This is a genomic window from Streptomyces sp. VRA16 Mangrove soil, assembly GCF_017377775.1.
GTDB lineage: Bacteria > Actinomycetota > Actinomycetes > Streptomycetales > Streptomycetaceae > Streptomyces.
Genome location: NZ_JAFVLN010000009.1, coordinates 287,909 through 308,274, shown reverse-complemented (window position 1 = coordinate 308,274; position 20,366 = coordinate 287,909). Strand labels below are relative to the sequence as shown.

Genomic DNA, 20,366 nt, shown 5'->3' with positions numbered 1-20,366 from the left:
GCGAAGATTTCTTCGCGAAGGAATCTTCCCGAAGAAGTCTTCTGCGTCTACGCTCCACGGGCATGAGTGCTTCCGACAGTGACCGCACCCAAGTGCCGGACCCCGCGGGGGAGTTCACCCTCGACTCCGCCGCTCTGCGCGTGCTCGCCCACCCCATGCGGATCACCCTGCTCAACGAGTTGCGCCGGCAAGGTCCGGCCACCGCACGGCAGTTGGCGCGCCGGTTCGAGCTGGACTCCGGGGCCGCCAGCTATCACCTGCGCAGGCTCGCCGCGGGCGGGCTCATCGAGGAGGACACCGGGCGCGGGAACCGGCGTGAGCGGTGGTGGCGGGCGCTGCACCGGGCGTCCCAGCACGATCCGGCGGAGCGCGGCGGGGGCGAAGGGCGGGCGTACGCGCAGGCCGTCGCCCTCGCCGCCGCCGAGACCCTGCGCAGGGTTGCCGCGCACGCCGTTCCCGGCATGCCCGACGCGTGGTTCGCCGCGTCCGCCTTCAGCGATGTCGACGTCGACGTCACGCCCGATGAACTGCGCCGGCTCAAGGAGGAGTTGCACGCGGTCGTCGCGCGCTACCGGGACAGGCCGCCGTCCCGCGGCGCCGCGCGCGCCACGGTGCAGATCCAGGTGTTCCCCGCCGCTGAGGTGGCACGGACGTGAGCGCGGTGGTCCAGGCGCCCGCCGCCCACCGCGACCCGAACGTGCTGCGCTGGCTCGGTGCCTACACCACGTCCGTCACCGGCGACGTCCTCTACATGACCGTCCTGACCTGGGCCGCCGCCGACGTCGCGGGCCCCGCGCAGGCCGGGTTCGTACTGGCCGTGGGCGCCGTGCCGCGGGCCGTACTGCTGCTCGGCGGGGGCGTGCTCGCCGACCGGTTCGGGCCGCGCCGGGTACTCATCGGCAGTGATCTCGTGCGCTGTCTGGCCGTGCTGGCGGTGGCCGGCGTCCTGTACGCGGGTGGGGCGACCGTGCCGGTGCTGTGCGCGCTGGCCGTCTGCTTCGGTGTGGCCGACGCCCTGTTCCTGCCCGCCGTGGGCGCCTTGCCGCCGCGGCTCACCGCGCCGGACCAGCTGACGCGCGTCCAGGGCATGCGGTCGCTCGCCGTGCGGTTCGCCAACACGGCCGGGCCGTTCGCGGCCGGTGCCGCGCTGGCGGGGGCCGGCGCGCCGGGAGCGTTCACCGGGGTCGGCGTGCTCTTCGTCGTGTCGCTGGTGCTGATCGCCGGAGTACGGGTTCGCGTGCCCGATCTCCCCGAGCGCCGCCGATCTAAGTCCCCCTGGGCCCAATTCCGTGACGGATTGCGGTACTTGGCCGACCGGCCCGGTCTCTCGCGCCTCGTCGCCGTCGTCGCGCTCGGTGAGATGTGCTTCAGCGGACCCGTCGGCGCCGCACTCGTGCTGCTCACCGAGGAGCGGGGCTGGCGGCCCGCGACCCTGTCGCTGCTGCTGGGTTCCTTCAGCGTGGCGGGCGCGGTGGTGGGCGTCGCGCTGACCGCCGTACGGCGTGTGCCCGCGCCGCGCGCCCTGACCGCGGCCGGCCTGTCCGCCACCGCGGTGTTCATCGCCGCCCTCGGGCTCGCCCGGCCGGGACCCGGCGCCGCCGTCGCCCTGTGCGCGCTGCTCGGCGCAGTCAGCGGGGTGCCCATGGTGCTGGGGCAGGCCTTGCTGCAGCAGCGGGCCGCGCCCGAGTATCTCGGCCGGGTCACCGCCGTCACCTCGCTGTGCACCCTCGGTCTGAGCCCGCTCCTGCTGCCGCTCGCCGGTGTCGTCGCGGCGGCCTGGGGCGTCGGGGTGTTTCTCGCCGGGTGCGGCGCGGTGTGCCTGGTGGCCGCCGCGCTCGCCGCGTCAGCGGCGCCGGTCGCCCCGGCCCGGTCGTGAGCCCTCGCGCTTCACGGCCTTCAGGATCACGAACTTCGGGTCACCGGCGACGAGTTCACTGGTGCCGAACAGGTGGCGCAGCTTCACGTGGTAGCCCAGATGCCGGTTGCCGACCACCCACAGCTCGCCCCCGGGCCGCAGCGCGGCGCGCGCCTGCGTGAACATCCGCCAGGCCGTCCGATCGGTCGTCGCCTGATGGGTGTGGAACGGCGGGTTGTTGAGGACGAGGTCCACGCTGCCGTCCGGGACGCCCTCCAGGCCGTCGGCCGTGCGGAAGCTCGCGCCGCCGGGCCGGCCTGTCGCGTTCTCCTCGTACGTGGCCTCGGCCGACGCCACCGCCTGGTACGACTCGTCGGTGAACAGCACCTCGGCCCCGGGGTGGGTGAGGGCGGCCGTCGTGCCCACGACGCCGTTGCCACAGCCGAGGTCGACGATCCGGCGGGCGTCCGTGCCCGCGGGAAGGTGCTGGAGGAAGAAGCGGGTGCCGATGTCGAGGCGCTCGGCGCAGAACACGCCCGCGTGGTTGACGACGGTGCGGGCCGCCAACGGGCCGATGCCGTCCGGGAGCCGGTAGCTGTGCGGCCAGGGGTTCGGGCCGGGCGACAGATCGGGGTCGGGCGTGGCGAAGATCAGCCGCGCCTTCTTCTCGGCGAGCGAGGTGCGGGTCGGGCCGATGATCCGCTCGAACAGGTTCAGCGTCGAGGTGTGGATCTCCTTCACCATGCCGGTGCCGATGACGACCGTGCCCGCGTGGACGGCGGGCCGCAGCCGGTGCAGCTGGTCCTCCAGGAGCGCCAGGCTCTTCGGCACGCGGACCAGCAGCACGTCGGCCCGGTCCGGCGGGGCGTCCTGCGTGGTGAGCAGGGTGGCGCCCGTGCGCCCGGCCCGTTCCAGGTTGGTGCGCGTGGCCTGCCGGCCCAGGTACGAGTCGGAGATCAGCGCGGGCGCGCAGCCGTCGGTGCCGGTGAGCGCCGTGGCCAGCGCGCCCCAGCGGTCCCCGACCACCACGACGGAGCCGGACAGATCGACGTCCTGCTCGGCGAGGTGCTTCAGCAGGTAGCTGTCGGCGGCGTCCCAGGCGCGCAGCGGGTCGCGCGGGTCCTGGGGGTGGCGGGTGAGCGCGATGTCCGACCAGGGGGTGGTCAGGACGGGAGCGGGGGCGGCCGTGTCGGTGCGGTTCATCGTCCAGCAAGGCTAGCCGAGCCGCAGCTCACAGCAGTGCGGCCGGTTCCCGGAACCGGCCGCACCCGTCGTCGCTCACGCCTCCGGGAAGTCCCCGGCGAGCGCCGCCGCCATCCGCAGATGCGGGGCCGCCTCATCGGCCCGGCCCTGCCGCTCCAGCGTGCGGCCGAGCATCAGGCGGGCGTAGTGCTCCACCGGGTCACGCTCCACGATCGTGCGCAACTCCGTCTCGGCGCGCCGCAGCTGGGCCGAGTGGTAGTACGAGCGGGCCAGCAGCAGACGCAGGCCGACCTGCTCCTGGACCTCCGCGACGAGTCCGTCCAGGATCCGTGCGGCGGTCGTGTACTCCTTCGCGTCGAAGAACATCCGCGCCCGCTCCCAGCGCTCCGCGGCCGTCCCCTGCGAGTAGTACTCCTGCTCCATGTGCTTCTGCTCCACTGTCGCCTCCTTCGGGGCCGTCAACCGAGCAGGCCCGCGGCATATTCCGCAGGCCCGCGCGGGCGCCGCCGGGGCGGGTCAGGCCAGCTCCGCCCGCAGCGCCGCCTCCAGTTCGAAGCGCGCGTCCGGGTCCGTGAGCTGCGCCCCGAACAGTCGCTGCAGATGGTGCAGCCGCTGCCGAGCGGTCTGCGGATGGATCGCGAGGCGCTCGGCCAGCTCGGGGGCGCTGCCGTGCGGGGTCTGCAGATGCGCGAGAAGGGTGTGGGCGAGCCGGTCGCGCTGCTTCGGCGTGAGCGCGTCGAGCGGGGCCAGGCGCCGGGCCGCCATCAGCCGCACCAGCGGCGGATCGGAGAGCAGCAGCAGATCCGTGAGCCGTCGGTCCGCGTCGTCCGGCCCGCACCCCGGGGCGTGCGCGCGCAGCGAGCGGGCCCAGCGCAGCGAGTCGGCGGCCTGCCGCAGCGGCACGACGGGGCCGGTGGTGCCCGCCCGGTCGTGCAGCAGCTGCCGCACCCGGGGGTCGGCCAGTTGCACGGCGGGCTCGGGCACGAGCAGGCACGGCGCGGGCCCGTCCAGATCGGCCAGCACCGGAGCGGGCAGCCGCAGACCGCGGGACACCGCACCCTGCGGCGTCGGCCCCGCGCCGTCCCGGGGGACCGGCGCGCGCGGGCCCAGGGCGGCCGCCGCCACGGTCCGCGGCAGTGGCCACTCCGCGTCCCGCGCGGCCTGGAGCAGCGCGTCGTCGGTCGTCGCGTGGTCCGGGTCCGGCGTCACCAGGAGCACGAGCAGCCGGTGCCGGCGGCGGCCGAGCGTCCCGGCCGCGTCCGCCTGGGCCTGGGCGTACGCGGCGACGGACGCGGCCGCGATCTCGTCGATGTGCGTGAAGGCCGTCTCCGCGAGCTGGGCCACCGCCTCCGTGCCCAGTGACAGGCGCCGGGCCACCCGCACATAGCGCCGGTACGCGACCCGGGCGCCGAGCCGGTACGCCGCCTGCAGCGCGTCCAGGCTGCGGCCCTCCGACAGCTCGCCGCGGCCCAGGGCGCGATAGACCGGAAGCCGCTGCGCGTCGAGTTCGCCGCCGCCCTCCTCGATCCGGTCGACGAATTCCGCGAGCGCGGTTTCCACGCCGTTCTGGATGGCGGTGCCGAACTGTCCCGACAGGGGCCGGGAGAATTCTGGAATCTGCTGCCGGATTTCATGGATGATCTCGGCCGCGAGCGTGCGGTTCTCTTTGCGGAGTTCCGCTCCGAGCCGCTGCGGAAAGACGACCCACGCGCCACCGAAGCCCGGCGCGCCGGCCGTGCCGGAAGCGTTCATGCCCCACCTCGTGGTCCGTCCGTCCCGCCGAGTATGAGCCGGTGCCACTCGCGGGTCAAGGTGTTGACGGCAAGTTAACTACCGCTGCTAGTAGGTCGTTCACCAGCGATATTGCGGATCGGTCGAGGCGAACTCGCGGCAAAGCACTCACCTCGGTGACATCTTCGCCGACGGCCGCCCGGCAATCCTGGCACCGTCCTGCGCGCCCCACGAAACCCGTCGCCCCCACCGTTGCCGTCGCCGTGCACCTCCTTCTAGCTTCTCGCCGTCCGACGCCGCGAATGCCGCGGTATTCCAGGCAGCGATTTTTCAGGACGAGGGACGGTACTGGAAATGAGACGCAAGATATTCGGAGCGCTCGCCGCGAGCACACTCGGGATTTCCGGCCTCGTCGCACTGGGTGCGCCGAACGCGACGGCGACCGAGAGCGAACGGCCCGTGGAGCACAACTTCACCAGCGGCTTCCTGAACGGCTTCTTCAAGGCCGACCAGGCCCCGCCCGGAGCCAACGACTGGAGCTGCCGGCCGAGCGCCGAGCATCCGCGGCCCGTCGTCCTCATCCACGGCACGCTCGAGAACATGAACGACAACTGGCGCGGCGCCGCACCCCTGCTGGCGAACAACGGCTACTGCGTCTACGCCTTCGGCTACGGAGCCGACAGCGCGAGCAACCCGGTCCAGGGCACCGGCGCGATGGCGGACAGCGCCGCACAGCTCGGCACGTTCGTCGACAAGGTGCGGGCCGCCACCGGCGCCGCCGAGGTCGACCTGGTCGGCCACTCCCAGGGCGGCGGTCCCCTGCCCCGCTCCTACCTGAAGAACGACCCGGGCGCCGCGGGCAAGGTCGACAAACTCATCGGCATCACCCCGTCCAACCACGGCACCACGCTCAGCGGCATCACCCAACTCGGCGCCGCCCTCCATGTATTGGAGCCCGCCAACGACCTGCTCACCAAGATCGGCCCGGCCCTCGTCGAGCAGGAGATCGGCTCGGACTTCAACCAGCGGCTCGACGCGGGCGGCGACACCGTGCCCGGCGTCGACTACACGGTCATCGCCACCAAGTACGACGAGGTCGTCACGCCCTACACCAACAGCTTCCTGACCGCGGGCCCCGGCGCGACCGTCACCAACATCCGCGTCCAGGACGCCTGCGCCAAGGACCTCACCGATCACCTGGAAGCCGCGTACGACCCGATCGTCCTCACGTACGTGCTGAACGCATTGGACCCGGCGCACCCGCGCCCGGTGCCGTGCCGCACCGTACTGCCGCTCACCGGGCCCGTCGGGTAGTCACCGGCCCGGCGGGGGCCGCGATCCAGCCGAACCCGTACGGGGCGGGGCCGTTCGAGGGCCTCGCCCCGTATGTTGCTGTGGTCCACACCCCTCTCGCGTTCCACTCGTGCACCCCTAGGTCTTGTACGTCCCTTCGACCCTTGGGAGCTCCATGGACACCGCCTCCACCACCCCCGGCCCCGCTGTCACCGGCCTCCCGTTCTCCCGCCGCAGCTTCCTGCGGACCACGACCGCCGTCGCCGCCGCGGGCACCGCACTCGCCCTGCCCGACGCCGCGGCGGGCGCCGCGCCCCGCACCACGACGCTCTCCTTCACCGCCGCCACCAACGGCGCGGCCACGCTCGCTCCGTCCGGCGACCGGATCGTCGCCGAGATCCAGAACGTGCTCTGGTCCATCCCGCGCACGGGTGGCACCGCCACCGCGCTCACCACCCCCGAACTGGAGCCCACCCGCCCGCAGTTCGCCCCCGACGGCGAGCGTCTCGTCGTCTGCGCCTACCGCGGCGGCGGCTTCCACCTCTGGCTCCTCGACGCGGACGGCGGCACACCGAGACAGCTCACCGACGGGCCGTGGGACGACCGCGGGCCCGCCTGGTCCCCCGACGGCACCCGCATCGCGTTCGCCTCCGAACGCGGCGGCGACCCGGTCACCGGCAGCCCGTACCGGATCTGGACCGTCGACGTGCGAGGCGGCTCGATGACTCGACTCACCGGCACGGAAGGCCAGTCGGGACCCGGGCAGGACGGCGCCTGGGAGGACTTCGACCCCACCTGGTCGGCCGACGGGCGGCGCGTGCTGTTCGTACGCGGCACCGTCACGGCCGCCGGAACGCTCCAGTCGTCGACCGTCGCCTCCGTCGCCGCAGACGGCACCGGAGCCGTCACCGTCGAGCACACTGACACCTCGGGCGCCCAGGTCATGACCCCCGCGGTCTCGCCCGGCGGCAGACTCGCCCATCTGCGCACCACGCCCGCGCCCGCCGCCTCCTGCACGCTCGTCGTCGACGGCGAGCCCGTCGCGGTGCCCGGCGACGTCGCTCCGGTACCGCCGCGCTGGACCGGCCGCGACACGCTGCTGCTCACGGTCGACGGCCGGTTCCGGCTCGTACGCCCGGACGCGCCCGCCGACGGCACCGAGATCCCGTTCGCCGCGCGGCTCCCCGTCGAGCGGCCGCGCTACCGCGTCAAGCGCTACGACTTCGAGCCCGGGGGAGTGCGCCCGGTGCGCGCACCGCACCTGCCCGCACTCTCCCCGGACGGCCGGCGGATCGCCTTCGCCGCCCTCAACTCCCTCTGGATCGGCGCCACGTCCGGCGGGCGCGCACCACGCAGGATCGTGCAGGCCCCGCCGACCCGCTATGTCCTCGGCCCCACCTGGACCCCCGACGGCACGGCCCTGGTGTACGCGGACGACCGCGCGGGCCTCTTCTCTGTGCGCCGGCACGACCTGGCCACCGGCCACGAGACCGTGCTCGCCGACGGTGGCCGGGTCTTCCCCGCGCTCGCGCGCGACGGCGCCCGGCTCGCATGCCTCGACATGAGCGGCAATCTGATCGTCCGCGACCTCGCCGCGGGCACCGAGAAGGTCCTCTCCGCCCCCCTCGGCAGCGGCGGACTGCCCGGCCGGCCCAGCTGGTCGCCCGACGGCCGGTACCTGGCCCTGTGCGACCGGGGCCGCCTCAACCAGCGCTTCCGTGAGGGCTACAACCTGATCCGCGTCGTCGACACCACCACCGGCAAGGCCGCCCTGCACACCGTCGCCCCACACGTGTCGATCGCCGACCGCTACGACTCCGGGCCCGTGTGGTCCCCGGACGGCAGCACCCTCGCCGTCGTCGTCGAGTCCGCGCTGTGGCTGCTGCCCGTACGCCCCGACGGCACGCCCGACGGCGACCCGCGCCGCGTCACCGACGAGGCCGCCGACCATCCGAGCTGGTCCGGCGACGGCCGCAGGCTGCTGTACCTGTCCGCCGGACGGCTCCGCCTCATGGACGTGACCACCGGGGACACGCGCACCGTCCGCCTCCCCCTCGACCAGCGCGCGCCCCGCCCCGCCGACACCGTCGTGCACGCGGGCCGCCTCTGGGCCGGCACCGGCACCGAGGTGCGCGACGACGTCGACATCGTCGTCGAGAACGGCCGGATCACCGACGTCACCGCCCACCGCGTGAGCGCGCGCGGCGCCGCCCGCCGCATCGACGCCTCCGACCGGACCGTGCTCCCGGGACTGTGGGACGCCCACACCCACCCCTGGCAGTCCACCTACGGCGGACGGCAGACCGCGCTGCAACTCTCGTACGGCATCACGACCGCCGTCGCCCTCGGCGGCTTCGCCTACGAACAGGCCCGCATCCGCGAGGCCGTGCAGTGCGGGGCGCTGGCGGGCCCGCGCCTGCTCGCCGCCGGTGAACTGCTCGACGGCGCCCGCGTCGCGTACAGCATGGGCCGCGCCCACCGCACCCGCGAGGGCCTGCGCCGCTCCCTGGACCGGGCCGCGGGTCTCGACTGGGATTTCGTCAAGACCTATGTGCGGGCACCCGGTTGGGTGATGGAGGAGGCGGCACGCTTCGCCCACGAGCGGCTCGGCGTGCGCAGCGGCAGTCACCTGTGCACGCCCGGCATCCAGCTCGGCCAGGACCTGACGACCCATCTCCAGGCCACTCAGCGCCTGGAGTTCGGGCACGCGACGACCGCGAGCGGCCGTGCGGGACAGGACGTCGAGGAGATCTACACACGCGGCGGCGGCTTCCATCTGATCGCGACACCGTTCACGGCCCAGGCCCTCACCGGCGCCGACCCGTCCACCGCCGCCGACCCGCGCGTCACCGTCCTGATGCCGCCCTGGGACACCGCGGCCGTCGGGAAGGCGGCGGCCACCCCGCCCACTGACGCCCAACTCGCCACCCTGGACCGGGAGATCGCCGTCTACCGGCGCGTCCTCGCGGCCGGCGGTCTGGTCGCCCTCGGCACCGACCACCCGCTCGTCCCGGTGGGCCTGCACCTCCACCTGGCGCTGCGCGCACTGCACCGCGGCGGTCTCACGGCGGCCCAGGCGCTCAGCGTCGCGACCCTGCTGCCCGCCCGGGTCTTCGGCGCGGACGCCGACCTGGGCACGGTGGAGGAGGGCAAGCTCGCCGACCTCACGTTCGTCGACGGTGACCCGTTCACCGACTTCGACGACCTGATCCGTACGACGGCCGTGCTCCGCGGCGGCACTGCCTTCCACCAGTCCGACCTGGTCGGGGCGTTCGAGGAGGTGGCCCCGAGGGCGCGCGCGGCCTCCGAAGACTGGCTGGAGGTCGGACGCCTGATGCGACGCGAGGGCTGCTGCGACCCCGGGTACTAGACGGCTCCGGGCGCGGGAGGGGCCGGGTGCGGGAGGGCCTGGGTGGCGTGGGCTCTCCCGCACGTTCGCAGCCAGCCGATGTCCACATGTCTGAACGAATCTCACATGAGTGATTGACGACCCCTCTGAGAGCTCCTACCTTTTCTCGGGTTGGCTACTGGCTGATCCCAGGGGAGGGGCACCCATGCCCGCACGCCGAAGAGCCGTTCAAATAGCACTGGTCACCGCAACCCTGGCCCTCGGGCTACCGGCCACCGCATCCATGGCCCAGGCCGGAACATCCGATCTCTACGTGGCTCCTTCCGGGAACGACCGTGCGCAGGGCACCGCCCGGCATCCCGTCCGCACCCTTGAACGCGCCCGCGACCTGGTCCGCGCCCGCGCCCACGACCTGACGGCCGATCTGACCGTCCACCTCGCCCCGGGCACCTACCGAGGCACGAAGCCGCTGGTCCTCGACGCCCGCGACTCCGGATCCAACGGCCACAAGATCGTCTGGCAGGGTGCGGGCGAGGGCGCCACCGTCGTCAGCGGCGGCCGGCAGGTCGGGGGATGGAGCCCGGTGCGGGGCCGCTTCGGCCTGTGGTCGGCCCCCGCGCCCCGAAGCCTCACCGACTCACGGCAGTTGTACGTCGACGGGGTGCGCGCCCAGCGGGCCCGCGGCACCGTCCCCGTCGGCCTCACCCAGACCGCCACCGGCTACACGGCCTCCGCCGACACGCTCGCCCACTGGAAGCACCCGGAGGACGCCGAGTTCGTCTACACCAGCGGCGAGGCCCTGTGGAACGTCGAGCGCAACGGCCTCGGCCAGTGGACCGAGCCGCGCTGCCGCATCGACTCCGCGCAGGGCACCACGATCACCATGGTCCAGCCGTGCTGGGACAACTCCAACAAGCGCGTGGAGTTCCCCGACATCCCCGGCCGCTCCGTCAGCATGGTCGGCCCCGGCAAACTCACCAACGGCGGCAAGGCCACGTACGTCGAGAACGCCTACGAACTGCTCGACCAGCCCGGCGAGTGGTACCTCGACCGGCACGCGGGGCGCGTGTACTACATGCCGCGCAAGGGCGAGGACCTCGGCCGCGCCGACGTCGAGGTCGCCCAGGCCGAGAAGCTGCTCGACGTGCGCGGCACCGCCGACGCGCCCGTCCACGACGTCGCCTTCCGCGGGCTGCAGTTCAGCTACGCCACCTGGCTCACGCCGTCACGGCCGGAGGGCTTCTCCGAGATCCAGGCCGGCTACACCATCACCGGCGACCGCGGCTGGGCCACCCAGGGCCTGTGCGGCTATGTCGACGGCGGCACCTGCCCGTTCGCGTCGTGGACCAAGATGCCGGGCAATGTCTCGGTCACGTACGGGCAGCGCCTCGACTTCGGCGACAACGTCTTCGCGCACCTCGGCGCGGCTGGCCTCGACCTGGGTGCCGGCACCGAGGACACCACCGTCGACGGCGGCATCTTCACCGACATCTCCGGCAACGGCCTCGAGGTCGGCGGCGTCGACGGTCGGACCCCGGCGTCCGGTGTGGAGGTGACGAACAATCACCTCTACGGGCTGCCCCGCGAGTTTCACGGCGGCGTCGCCGTCCTGAACGGCTACACCCAGCACAACACCATCGCCCACAACCAGATCGACCACGTCGGCTACTCGGCGATCTCCATGGGCTGGGGCGGCTGGCCCGACAAGATCGGCGACATCGCCACCCCCAACCCGAGCCACGACAACGCCGTCCGCGACAACCTCATCTACGACTACCTCCAGATGCTCGACGACGGCGGCGGCATCTACACGCAGGGACTGACCGGCACCTCGATGGCCGACGGCGAGAAGGTCACCGGCAACGTCATCCACGACCAGCTGGGCCTCGGCAAGAACGTCTACACCGACAACGGCTGCACCTACGAGACGGTCGAGGGCAACGTCCTCTACAACGCCGTGTACGCCAACGTCGGTTCGCGCCACACCGACTACCGCGACGACCTCGGCAACAACGACCCTACGCTGATCAAGGACAACTGGTGGCAGGAGGGCACGTCCGACGGTGACAACAAGGGCCTGGTGACGACCGGCAACCGGCTGATGGCGAGCCCGTCCGACGTACCGTCAAAGGTGCTGGAGGACGCCGGACTTGAGCCGTCCTACCAGCATCTGCTCGATCGGCGCGTCGGTGCGCTCGCGGCCCCGGAGGCACCGTCCCGCGTCGGTCTGAGCGCCGCCGGCGCGAGCGCCCTGTATGTCACCTTCAACCCGACGTTCGCCGACGGCGGCTCCCCGGTGACCGGCTACTCGGTGCGCCTGTACGACGCACAGGGCGCCCAGGTCGCCCGACGGGACGTGACGGCTGCCGAGTTCAAGCGGACCGCCTATGTGCGGGTCGACTCGCTGCCGGACTCCGGCGGACCGTTCACGGCGACCGTCACCGCGCGGGGCGCCCACGGCGAGAGCGCGCCGTCGATCGCCTCACTGCCGCTCGCCGCGACGGCCGTGAGCACGCTGCCCGCCGCGCCCACCGGCGCCAAGCTGCGCACCGAGGCCACGAAGGCCACCGTGGCATGGACCCCGCCCACCGTCACCGGCGACGCGAAGGTCGTCGGCTACCGCGTCACGGTCTCCGACGGGCGCGCGCCGGTCGAGGTCACCGGACGGGACACCCTGGTCACCCAGCCGACCGCGAAGGGCATGTTCCGGGTGCTCGACGGGCTGAAGCCCGGCACGTCGTACACGGTGACGGTCGCGGCCGTCACCGCGGCGGGCACCGGCCCCGCGGCCACCGCCACGGCGACGACGCGCACGAGCTGACCGCTCACCCCCGCAGGCGCGTCCCACGGGACGCGAGCCGGTTGCCGACGGCCCGAACAGGCCGTCGGCGGCCAGCGCCGGCACCGCCACCCACAGCGCGGCGGCGATCACCCCCGACAGGCCGTACGGACCCGCCACAGGATCTGCCACACCGTCAGGCCCATGCCGCGCACGGCCCGTACGAGATCCGCGTCGACCTGTTCCACCGCCCGATCGGCGTGCGTGCAGACAGGCGTGCGTGAGCACGGGCGGCACGGCCATGACGACGAGGGCCGTCATCACGTTCACGAAGCCGATGCCGAGCGGACCCAGGTGGCGCACACGTTCTGAGCGGGCATCGGGCAAGGTGACGTACTCCTGTCGCACCCGCACTACTCAACAGTCGTTCAGTAGCTGACGGCTGGGCGCCCTACCCGGGGTCCAGGTTGGAAACCCGCGTTTCGGAAATGGGGACGGTGGGAGAGGCTGGGGCCATGGACACCACGGACAGATCCGCCCAAGAGCACGGCCCCGCGCACCGGTTGGTCCCCGGCGCGGCGGACTCGCCGGTGATCCTGCACGTGCCGCACGGTTCCCGGACCGTCCCGCCGCACGTCCGCGCCGGCATCGTGCTCGACGACGCCGCCCTGGAGCACGAGCTGGACCTGATCACCGACGCACACACCCAGGAGATCGCCGAACGGGCCGCACGCGCCGCGTCCCTCGGGCCGTGGCGCTTCGTCAACGAACGCTCCCGCCTCGTCGTCGACCCCGAACGGTTCCCCGACGAGCGCGAGGAGATGCGGGCCGTCGGCATGGGCGCGGTCTACACCCGCACCACGGGCCGCGCGCCGCTGCGCCCCGAACCCGCACCGGACGAATCCGCCCTGATCACCCGCTACTTCGAGCCCTACGCCGAGGCGATGACCCGCGCGGTCGACGAGCGGCTCGCCGCGACCGGCCGCGCCGTCGTCATCGACGTGCACTCCTACCCGAGCCGCGCCCTGCCCTACGAACTCCACGGCGCCGGGCCGCGGCCGCCGGTCTGTCTCGGCACCGACCCGTTCCACACCACGGACGCCCTGCTCGCCGACGCCCGCACGGCGTTCGCCCCGCTCGGGGAGACCGGCCTCGACAGCCCGTTCGCGGGCACGTACGTACCCTTGCGGCACTACGGCAAGGACCCGCGCGTCACGGCCCTGATGCTGGAGGTGCGGCGTGACGTGTACCTCGACGAACCCGTGACCCCGCACGAGGGCCTCGACGCCGTGGCCGCCGCCCTGACCGACCTGATCGAGAGAGTGAGCAGCCGCCCGTGACGAAGCGCTCCGAGGACCCGACCACCCGGCCCTTCCTCTACCTCGTCGTGTGCGCGGCGGGGATCGCCGACGGCGTGGACAAGCTGATCGGGCGGGCCCTGGACGACGGCTGGGACGTCGGGGTCATCGCCACCCCCACCGCGCTCAACGGCTTCTTCGACCTGCCCGGGGTGGAGGAGCGGACCGGCCGGCCCGTCCGGTCGGCGTGGCGCACGCCCGCGACGCCGCGCCCGTTCCCGCCGGCGGACGCGGTCGTCGTCGCGCCCGCCACCTTCAACACGATCAACAAGTGGGCCGGAGGAATCGCCGACACCCTCGCCGTGGCCACGCTCTGCGAGGCGTACGGGGCCGGTGTCCCGGTCGCCGCGGCCCCGTGCGTGAGCGAGCAGCTGGCGACGCACCCCGCGTACGGGGCGAGCCTGCGCAGGCTGCGCGCGATGGGGGTGCGGTTCACCGAGGGCGCCTTCTCCTGGGGCGCGGCGACGGACCTGCTGACGGGGCTGCGCGCGGACGCCTGACCGCGCGGGCTCCGGCCGCCCGCGTCAGCGGGCCCCGGCGGCCTCCTGCGCGATCCGGTCGAACTGCTCGGCCATCGCCACCTGCAGGGCCTGCGCCGCCGACAGCGGCCGCACCATCACCGTGAACTCGTCGATCAGGCCCTCGTCGTTCACGTGCAGGAAGTCGCAGCCGGTGAGGTCACGGTCGCCGACGCGCGCCGCGAACACCAGGGCGTGGTCGCGGCCGCCCGCGTCGTTGATCTCCCGTACGTAGTGGAAGTCCTCGAAGACCCGCGTCACCCCGCGCAGGATCGCCGCGGTGATCGCCTTGCCCGGGTACGGCTTGAAGACCACCGGGCTGGTGAAGACGACGTCGTCGGCGAGGAGCGCCTCGATCGCGTCGTGGTCGTTCGCTTCCACGGCCTTGCGGAACGCCTGCACGGCGACACCATCCCTTTGGTCAACTTGTTGAATAGGTGTGGATGAAAGTAATCGCATCGCTGTACGGTGTCCAGATGTCTCTCAAGTACGCGGTGCTCGCCTCCCTGCTGGAGGGCGAGGCGTCCGGCTACGACCTGGCGAAGATCTTCGACGTGTCGGTCTCCAACTTCTGGGCCGCGACCCCGCAGCAGCTCTACCGCGAGCTGGAGCGGCTCGCAGCGGACGGCCTGATCGAGGCCCGGGTCGTCCCCCAGGAACGCAGGCCCAACAAGCGACTGTTCACGCTCACCGCGGCGGGCCGTGCCGACCTCGTCGCCTTCACGGCGAAGGAGCCCCGGCCCACCGCCGTGCGCGACGAACTCATGGTGAAGGTGCAGGCCGCCGACATCGGTGACACCGCCGCCGTCCGCGCCCACATCGAGGAACGGATGGCGTGGGCGACCGGCAAGCTCGCCCGCTACGAGCGCGTACGCGCCCACCTGCTCCAGGGCATGAGCGAGGAGCGGTTCCTGCGCGAGGGCGAGCGGGTCGGCCCGTATCTGACGCTGCTGCGCGGCATCAGCCTGGAGGAGGAGAACCTGCGCTGGGGCCGCCGCGCCCTGGAGATCCTCGACCTGCGCACGGCGGGGGCCGACCGATGAGCACCTACCTGCGCTACGTGGCCCTGGGCGACAGCCAGACCGAGGGCGTCGGCGACGGCGACGACACGACGGGGCTGCGCGGCTGCGCCGACCGTCTGGCGGAGCGCCTCGCGGAGCTGAACCCCGAGGCGCGGTACGCGAACCTGGCCGTGCGCGGCCGTCTCGCCGGACAGGTGCGCGCGCAGCAGCTGGGCCCCGCGCTCGCCCTGCGCCCCGACCTGGCGACGGTCGTCGCCGGGGTCAACGACCTGATGCGGCCGTCCTTCGACGCCGACGAGGTGGCCGGTCACCTGGAGGCCATGTTCGCGGCGCTGACGGAGGCCGGGGCCAAGGTCGCCACGGTCACCTTCCCCGACGTCGGCAGGATGATCCCCGTGGCCCGCCCGCTCGCCGGCCGGGTCACCGCGCTCAACGCCCGGATCCGCGCCGCCGCCGACCGCCACGACGTCGCCGTGGCCGACATGGCCCTCGCCCCCGCCCTCACCGACCGGCGCCTGTGGAGCGCCGACCGCCTGCACGCGAGCCCGCTGGGCCACGCCCGCATCGCGGACGCCGTCGCCCACGCCCTGGAACTCCCCGGCAGCGACACCACCTGGACCCGCCCGCTGCCCGCCCCGCGCGAGACGCCGAACCAGCACTCGGCGCTCACGGAACTCCGCTGGCTGATGGCCTACTTGGGCCCCTGGCTCGGCCGCCGACTGCGCGGCCGCTCCTCGGGCGACGGCCGCACCGCCCGCCGCCCGGATCTGCTCCCGGTCGGGGCGGCGGAGGCGTAGCCCCGGGACCGGCGGGCACCGGCGCGGTGCCCGCCACCCGACCTGCCGGGACTACTGCCGCGCCTGCGTGACCAGTGCCTCCGGGGTCAGATCCGCGAGCGTCGGATAGCCGTCCACCGCCATAGTCAGGTCGGCCTCGGCGAGCAGGGAACGCAGGACGTGGACGAGGCCGTCCTCGCCGCCGACCGCGAGGCCGTACGCGTACGGGCGGCCGACACCCACCGCCGTGGCGCCCAGTGCGAGCGCCTTGACGACGTCGGCACCCGAGCGGACCCCGGAGTCGAAGAGCACCGGCGTCCCGTCGGCCGCCTCGACGACGCTGGGCAGCGCGTCGAGCGCCGCCAGGCCGCCGTTGGCCTGGCGGCCGCCGTGCGTGGAGCAGTAGATGCCGTCCACGCCGCCGTCCTTGGCGCGGCGCACGTCCTCCGGGTGGCAGATGCCCTTAAGGATCAGCGGCAGATCGGTCAGGGAACGCAGCCACGGCAGGTCGTCCCAGGTGAGCGGGTTGCCGAAGACGCCGACCCAGGTGCGGACGGCGTCCATCGGATCGCCGGAGGGGACGAGCTCCTTGAAACGGGGGTCCGAGGTGTAGTTGGCCAGGCAGTGGCCGCGCAACTGCGGGAAGTTTGCGGTCGACAGATCGCGCGGGCGCCAGCCCGTCACCCAGGTGTCGAGCGTGACCACGATGCCCTTGAAACCGGCCGCCTCCGCCCGCTTCACCAGACTCTCGGCGAGCGCCCGGTCGGTCGGCGTGTACAGCTGGAAGAAGCCCGGGGTGTCCCCGAACCCGGCGGCCACGTCCTCCATCGGGTCGACGGACAGCGTCGAGGCGACCATCGGCACCCCGGTGCGCGCCGCGGCCCGCGCCGTCGCCAGATCCCCGTGCCCGTCCTGCGCGCACAGCCCGATCACCCCGACCGGCGCCATGAACAGCGGCGACGCGAGCCGTATCCCGAACAGGTCCACCGACAGGTCCCGCTGCGCCGCGCCCACCATCATCCGCGGCATCAGCCCGTACCGCTCGAAGGCCCGCACATTGGCCCGCTGGGTGGTCTCGTCACCGGCGCCCCCGGCCACGTACGACCACACGGAGGGGGAGAGCGCCGACTGTGCGCGCCGCTCCAGTTCCCCGAACTCCATCGGCAGGTCCGGTACGACACCTCGCAGCCCGTCGAGATAGATCTCGTACTGGTAGTCCCCGAACTGCGGGCTCATGGCGCACCTCTTTCTGTGGTGGACAAAGACGCGGTCCAATCTGCCAGCAGTCCGGCGCCCGGGAAAGAGATCGACTTCGGCGGGGAACGCCGTGAGCAGGCGTCAGTCGCCGACGGCGGACCGGCCGGTCCGGATGGCCAGGCCGTACGCGGTGCGCTGTTCGTTGATCTCGTGCTGTGCGGCGGAGAAGATCGCGAGGGCCTGCGGGGCGGTGACTCGGTGAGCGGGCTGCCGGAGCAGCTCGGGTCGACGCGGTACACGCGCAGCCGGTCGCTGCCGCGGTCGGTGGTGGCGGCGAGGTAGCGCAGGCGGGCACGGTGCACCAGGTCGACGTCTGGTGAACCGGCCCGCGCCGGGGGCGGCGGGCGCGGGCAGCGACTGCACCTGGCGGGCGGCGAGGTCGCAGACGCGCGGCCCGCCCTGCTCGGCGGTGGCGATCACGCGGCTGCGGTCTCGGCGCGACGGCCGGCAGCGCGCGGGAGACCCGGGCGGCGCCAGGGGGGCGGCCTCTGAGGGTGTGCACGGACGCGCTCCACCGTGGGGTCTACACCTATAGGGCACGACTCCTCCCCGGGTATGACACCGCCGCCGTGCGCCTACCGCGGACGTGGGCGCGGACTGTGGCTCAGAGGCGGACCTCCGGGCCCGCGCGGGCGGCGAGGATAGAAGCTGATCCTGCCGACCTCCCTGACGTGCAACGACGCACCGCGGGGCGGTCGCTCCTGCCCGAGAGGCTGCCCGAGGGACCTCTCACCACATCCGACGGGAGCCCCTTTCGCCGTGGCCACGTTCCTGTACAAACTCGGCCGGTTGTCGTTCCGACGCCGCCGCTATGTCGCCCTGCTGTGGGTGCTGCTGCTCGGCGGAATCGGTTTCGCGTCGTCCGCCGCGCCCGCGCCGCCCGCGGACTCGTTCTCGATGCCCGGCACCGAGTCGCAGAAGGCCTTCGACCTCCTCGACCAGAAGTTCCCGGCCGCCAGCGCCGAGGGCGCCACGGCCCGCGTCGTCATACGCGCCCCCGAGGGCCAGAAGCTCACGGACACCGCGGCCAAGGCCGACGTGCAGAAGCTGGTGACGGAACTCGGCGACGGACCGCAGGTCGCCTCGGTCGCCGACCCCTACAAGGCGAACGCCGTCAGCAAGGACGGCACCACCGCCTACACCTCCGTCACCTACAAGGTCGCGGGCACCGAGCTGACCGACGCCGCCCACAAGGCGCAGACGAAGGCGATCGACGACGCGCGCGACGGCGGCTACACCGTCGAGGCGGGCGGTGACGCGATCGAGGCCGAGCAGGAGATGGGCGGCAGCGCCGAGATGATCGGCATCGCCATCTCCGCCGTCGTCCTCGTCCTCACCTTCGGTTCGATGATCGCCGCGGGCATGCCGCTGCTGACCGCCATCATCGGCGTCGGCATCGGCGTCTCCGGCATCGCGGCGCTCGGCAGCGTGCTGAACCTGTCCAGCACCACGTCGACGCTCGCCTCGATGATCGGCCTCGCCGTCGGCATCGACTACGCCCTGTTCATCGTCTCCCGCTACCGCGCGGAACTGGCCGAGGGCCGAGAACGCGAGGAGGCGGCGGGCCGCGCCGTCGGCACCGCCGGATCCGCGGTCGTCTTCGCCGGTCTGACCGTGATCGTGGCGCTGACCGGCCTCTCCGTCGTCAACATCCCGATCCTCACCAAGATGGGCCTGGCCGCCGCGGCGACCGTCGCCATCGCCGTGCTGATCGCGCTCACCATGATTCCGGCGCTGCTCGGCTTCGCCGGCAAGAAGGTGCTGCGCCGCAAGGACCGCAAGAAGACCGGCCCGATCGCCGAGGCCGGCAAGCCCAACCTCGGCACCCGCTGGTCCCGCTTCGTGCTGCGCCGCCCGCTCACCGTGCTCCTGGTCGGTGTGCTCGGCCTCGGCGCCATCGCCGTCCCGGCGACCAGCCTCGAACTCGGCCTGCCCGACGAGGGCTCGTCCGCGCCCGACAGTACGCAGCGCAAGGCGTACGACATGCTGTCCGAGTCCTTCGGCGCGGGCTTCAACGGCCCGCTGATGGTGACCGTCGACGGCAAGGGTGCGGCCGGCGCCGCGAAGACGGTCGGCGCCGAACTGGCCAAGGTCGAGGGCGTCGTGGCCGTGGCCCCGGCCCAGGTCAACCAGGCCGGTGACACCGCGATCATGTCGGTCGTCCCGAAGACCGGGCCGAGCGACCACAAGACCGAGGAACTGGTCAGGACGATCCGCTCCGAGGCCACGTCCTGGTCGGCCGACACCGACACCGAAGTCCTCGTCACCGGCGCCACGGCCATGACGATCGACTTCTCGCAGACCCTCGACGACGCGCTGATCCCGTATCTGCTCCTGGTGGTCGGCCTCGCCTTCCTCCTGCTGATGCTGGTCTTCCGCTCGATCCTGGTCCCGCTCAAGGCCGCGCTCGGCTTCCTGCTCTCGGTGGCGGCGGCGCTCGGCGCCGTGGTCGCGGTCTTCCAATGGGGCTGGCTCGCGAACGTCTTCGGCGTCGACCAGCCGGGCCCGATCATGTCGATGATGCCGATCTTCATGATCGGCGTGGTCTTCGGTCTCGCGATGGACTACGAGGTCTTCCTCGTGACGCGCATGCGCGAGGCGTACGTCCACGGGGCGCGCCCGGGTGAGGCCATCGTGACCGGGTTCCGGCACGGCGGCCGGGTCGTCGGCGCCGCCGCGATCATCATGATCAGCGTCTTCTCCGGCTTCATCATGGAGAACAACGACATGATCAAGATGATGGGCTTCGGTCTCGCCGTCGCCGTCCTCTTCGACGCGTTCGTCGTCCGCATGGCGATCGTGCCCGCGGTCATGGCGCTGCTCGGCAAGTCCGCCTGGTGGCTGCCGCGCTGGCTCGACAAGGCGCTGCCGAACGTCGACGTCGAGGGCGAGAAGCTGCACAAGTCGCTCACGCCGCGGTCGCCCTCCGCGGAGGACGACCGCGAGCTGGAGACGGTACGCGGCTGAGCTGCGACGCCGCAGAGCTGTGCGGGCCCGCTCCGGTCATCGGGGCGGGCCCGCCGCGCGTTCGGCGGCGGCGTGCCACCAGGTGGGCGGGGAAGGGCCTTCGACCACGGCCGTCGGCTGGGCGGGATGCAGGCCGAGCCGGTGCAGCGCGGCGCCGGCGACCCGGACGTCGTACCAGCCGTGCCAGTGGCCGTCGGGCCCGATCCCGCAGGCGAGGTCGACCCGGATCTCGCCCGGCGCGAACGGCATCCAGTCGAT

At 73.0% G+C, this 20,366-nt stretch carries 16 protein-coding genes; 10 read left to right on the top strand and 6 right to left on the bottom strand.

From position 1 onward, the window contains the following. Positions 1–62: 62 nt before the first annotated feature. Together J3486_RS25335 and J3486_RS25330 are read left to right on the top strand one after the other, a co-directional pair. Positions 63–656: a helix-turn-helix domain-containing protein gene (locus J3486_RS25335; RefSeq protein ID WP_207824016.1), complete on the top strand. Its 594-nt coding sequence runs from the start codon at positions 63–65 to the stop codon at positions 654–656. Next, positions 653–1,876 (top strand): MFS transporter, encoded by a 1,224-nt coding sequence (locus J3486_RS25330; protein WP_307804928.1) that lies wholly within the window; start codon positions 653–655, stop codon positions 1,874–1,876. The genes J3486_RS25335 and J3486_RS25330 overlap by 4 nt, the downstream gene beginning before the upstream one ends. On the opposite strand, the gene J3486_RS25325 is transcribed toward J3486_RS25330, so the two are convergent. The 3 genes from J3486_RS25325 to J3486_RS25315 form a co-directional block, all read right to left on the bottom strand. Further along, positions 1,844–3,022 carry a methyltransferase gene (locus J3486_RS25325; protein ID WP_207824128.1) on the bottom strand — a complete coding sequence of 393 codons (1,179 nt, stop codon included), beginning with the start codon at positions 3,020–3,022 and terminating at the stop codon, positions 1,844–1,846. The genes J3486_RS25330 and J3486_RS25325 overlap by 33 nt on opposite strands. 111 nt (positions 3,023–3,133) lie before the next feature. Then, complete coding sequence (locus J3486_RS25320) at positions 3,134–3,481, bottom strand: M48 family metallopeptidase (protein ID WP_207824130.1); 348 nt, start codon at positions 3,479–3,481, stop codon at positions 3,134–3,136. A gap of 93 nt (positions 3,482–3,574) precedes the next feature. Next, complete coding sequence (locus tag J3486_RS25315) at positions 3,575–4,810, bottom strand: helix-turn-helix domain-containing protein (protein WP_207824015.1); 1,236 nt, start codon at positions 4,808–4,810, stop codon at positions 3,575–3,577. Positions 4,811–5,143: 333 nt separating this feature from the next. Between J3486_RS25315 and J3486_RS25310 the strand changes: the two genes are divergently transcribed. The 5 genes from J3486_RS25310 to J3486_RS25290 all read left to right on the top strand — a co-directional run bounded on the left by J3486_RS25310 (position 5,144) and on the right by J3486_RS25290 (position 14,068). Further along, entirely contained in the window at positions 5,144–6,103 is a 960-nt protein-coding gene (locus J3486_RS25310; protein ID WP_207824014.1) for a triacylglycerol lipase, read from the top strand. Between the two features lie 154 nt (positions 6,104–6,257). Further along, on the top strand, positions 6,258–9,452 hold the full coding sequence (locus J3486_RS25305) for an amidohydrolase family protein (protein WP_207824013.1): 3,195 nt from the start codon (positions 6,258–6,260) through the stop codon (positions 9,450–9,452). A gap of 292 nt (positions 9,453–9,744) precedes the next feature. After that, positions 9,745–12,252 carry a fibronectin type III domain-containing protein gene (locus tag J3486_RS25300; RefSeq protein WP_307804927.1) on the top strand — a complete coding sequence of 836 codons (2,508 nt, stop codon included), beginning with the start codon at positions 9,745–9,747 and terminating at the stop codon, positions 12,250–12,252. 473 nt (positions 12,253–12,725) lie between these two features. After that, the gene (locus tag J3486_RS25295) at positions 12,726–13,550 is read left to right on the top strand and encodes an N-formylglutamate amidohydrolase (RefSeq protein WP_207824010.1); all 825 of its coding nucleotides are present in this window, start codon (positions 12,726–12,728) and stop codon (positions 13,548–13,550) included. Then, positions 13,547–14,068 carry a flavoprotein gene (locus tag J3486_RS25290; RefSeq protein ID WP_207824008.1) on the top strand — a complete coding sequence of 174 codons (522 nt, stop codon included), beginning with the start codon at positions 13,547–13,549 and terminating at the stop codon, positions 14,066–14,068. Before J3486_RS25295 ends, J3486_RS25290 begins: the two co-directional genes overlap by 4 nt. Before the next feature lie 24 nt (positions 14,069–14,092). Here J3486_RS25290 and J3486_RS25285 read toward each other — a convergent pair whose 3' ends face one another. Then, positions 14,093–14,488 carry a nuclear transport factor 2 family protein gene (locus J3486_RS25285; RefSeq protein ID WP_207824006.1) on the bottom strand — a complete coding sequence of 132 codons (396 nt, stop codon included), beginning with the start codon at positions 14,486–14,488 and terminating at the stop codon, positions 14,093–14,095. Positions 14,489–14,562: 74 nt separating this feature from the next. Here J3486_RS25285 and J3486_RS25280 point away from each other — a divergent pair, with 74 nt between their 5' ends. Continuing rightward, positions 14,563–15,129: a PadR family transcriptional regulator gene (locus tag J3486_RS25280; RefSeq protein ID WP_207824004.1), complete on the top strand. Its 567-nt coding sequence runs from the start codon at positions 14,563–14,565 to the stop codon at positions 15,127–15,129. Beyond that, positions 15,126–15,905: an SGNH/GDSL hydrolase family protein gene (locus J3486_RS25275; protein ID WP_207824002.1), complete on the top strand. Its 780-nt coding sequence runs from the start codon at positions 15,126–15,128 to the stop codon at positions 15,903–15,905. Before J3486_RS25280 ends, J3486_RS25275 begins: the two co-directional genes overlap by 4 nt. Positions 15,906–15,956: 51 nt before the next feature. Here J3486_RS25275 and J3486_RS25270 read toward each other — a convergent pair whose 3' ends face one another. After that, positions 15,957–17,120, bottom strand: coding sequence for an alpha-hydroxy-acid oxidizing protein (locus J3486_RS25270; protein ID WP_207824000.1), 1,164 nt, complete (start codon positions 17,118–17,120; stop codon positions 15,957–15,959). Positions 17,121–17,900: 780 nt separating this feature from the next. On the opposite strand from J3486_RS25270, the gene J3486_RS25265 reads away from it, so the two are divergent. After that, a complete protein-coding gene (locus tag J3486_RS25265) occupies positions 17,901–20,108 on the top strand; it encodes an MMPL family transporter (protein ID WP_207823998.1) in 2,208 nt (735 codons plus the stop codon). A 36-nt stretch (positions 20,109–20,144) separates the two neighbouring features. Here J3486_RS25265 and J3486_RS25260 read toward each other — a convergent pair whose 3' ends face one another. Then, positions 20,145–20,357, bottom strand: a complete 213-nt coding sequence (locus J3486_RS25260) for a hypothetical protein (RefSeq protein ID WP_207823996.1) — start codon at positions 20,355–20,357, stop codon at positions 20,145–20,147. Positions 20,358–20,366: the final 9 nt, after the last annotated feature.

Coding starts and splice junctions, on each gene's coding strand:
- J3486_RS25315 (WP_207824015.1), bottom strand. CDS start 4,810: ATGAACGCTTCCGGCACGGCCGGCGCGCCGGGCTTCGGTGGCGCGTGG.
- J3486_RS25275 (WP_207824002.1), top strand. CDS start 15,126: ATGAGCACCTACCTGCGCTACGTGGCCCTGGGCGACAGCCAGACCGAG.
- J3486_RS25305 (WP_207824013.1), top strand. CDS start 6,258: ATGGACACCGCCTCCACCACCCCCGGCCCCGCTGTCACCGGCCTCCCG.
- J3486_RS25260 (WP_207823996.1), bottom strand. CDS start 20,357: ATGCCGTTCGCGCCGGGCGAGATCCGGGTCGACCTCGCCTGCGGGATC.
- J3486_RS25295 (WP_207824010.1), top strand. CDS start 12,726: ATGGACACCACGGACAGATCCGCCCAAGAGCACGGCCCCGCGCACCGG.
- J3486_RS25280 (WP_207824004.1), top strand. CDS start 14,563: ATGTCTCTCAAGTACGCGGTGCTCGCCTCCCTGCTGGAGGGCGAGGCG.
- J3486_RS25310 (WP_207824014.1), top strand. CDS start 5,144: ATGAGACGCAAGATATTCGGAGCGCTCGCCGCGAGCACACTCGGGATT.
- J3486_RS25270 (WP_207824000.1), bottom strand. CDS start 17,120: ATGAGCCCGCAGTTCGGGGACTACCAGTACGAGATCTATCTCGACGGG.
- J3486_RS25335 (WP_207824016.1), top strand. CDS start 63: ATGAGTGCTTCCGACAGTGACCGCACCCAAGTGCCGGACCCCGCGGGG.
- J3486_RS25320 (WP_207824130.1), bottom strand. CDS start 3,481: ATGGAGCAGGAGTACTACTCGCAGGGGACGGCCGCGGAGCGCTGGGAG.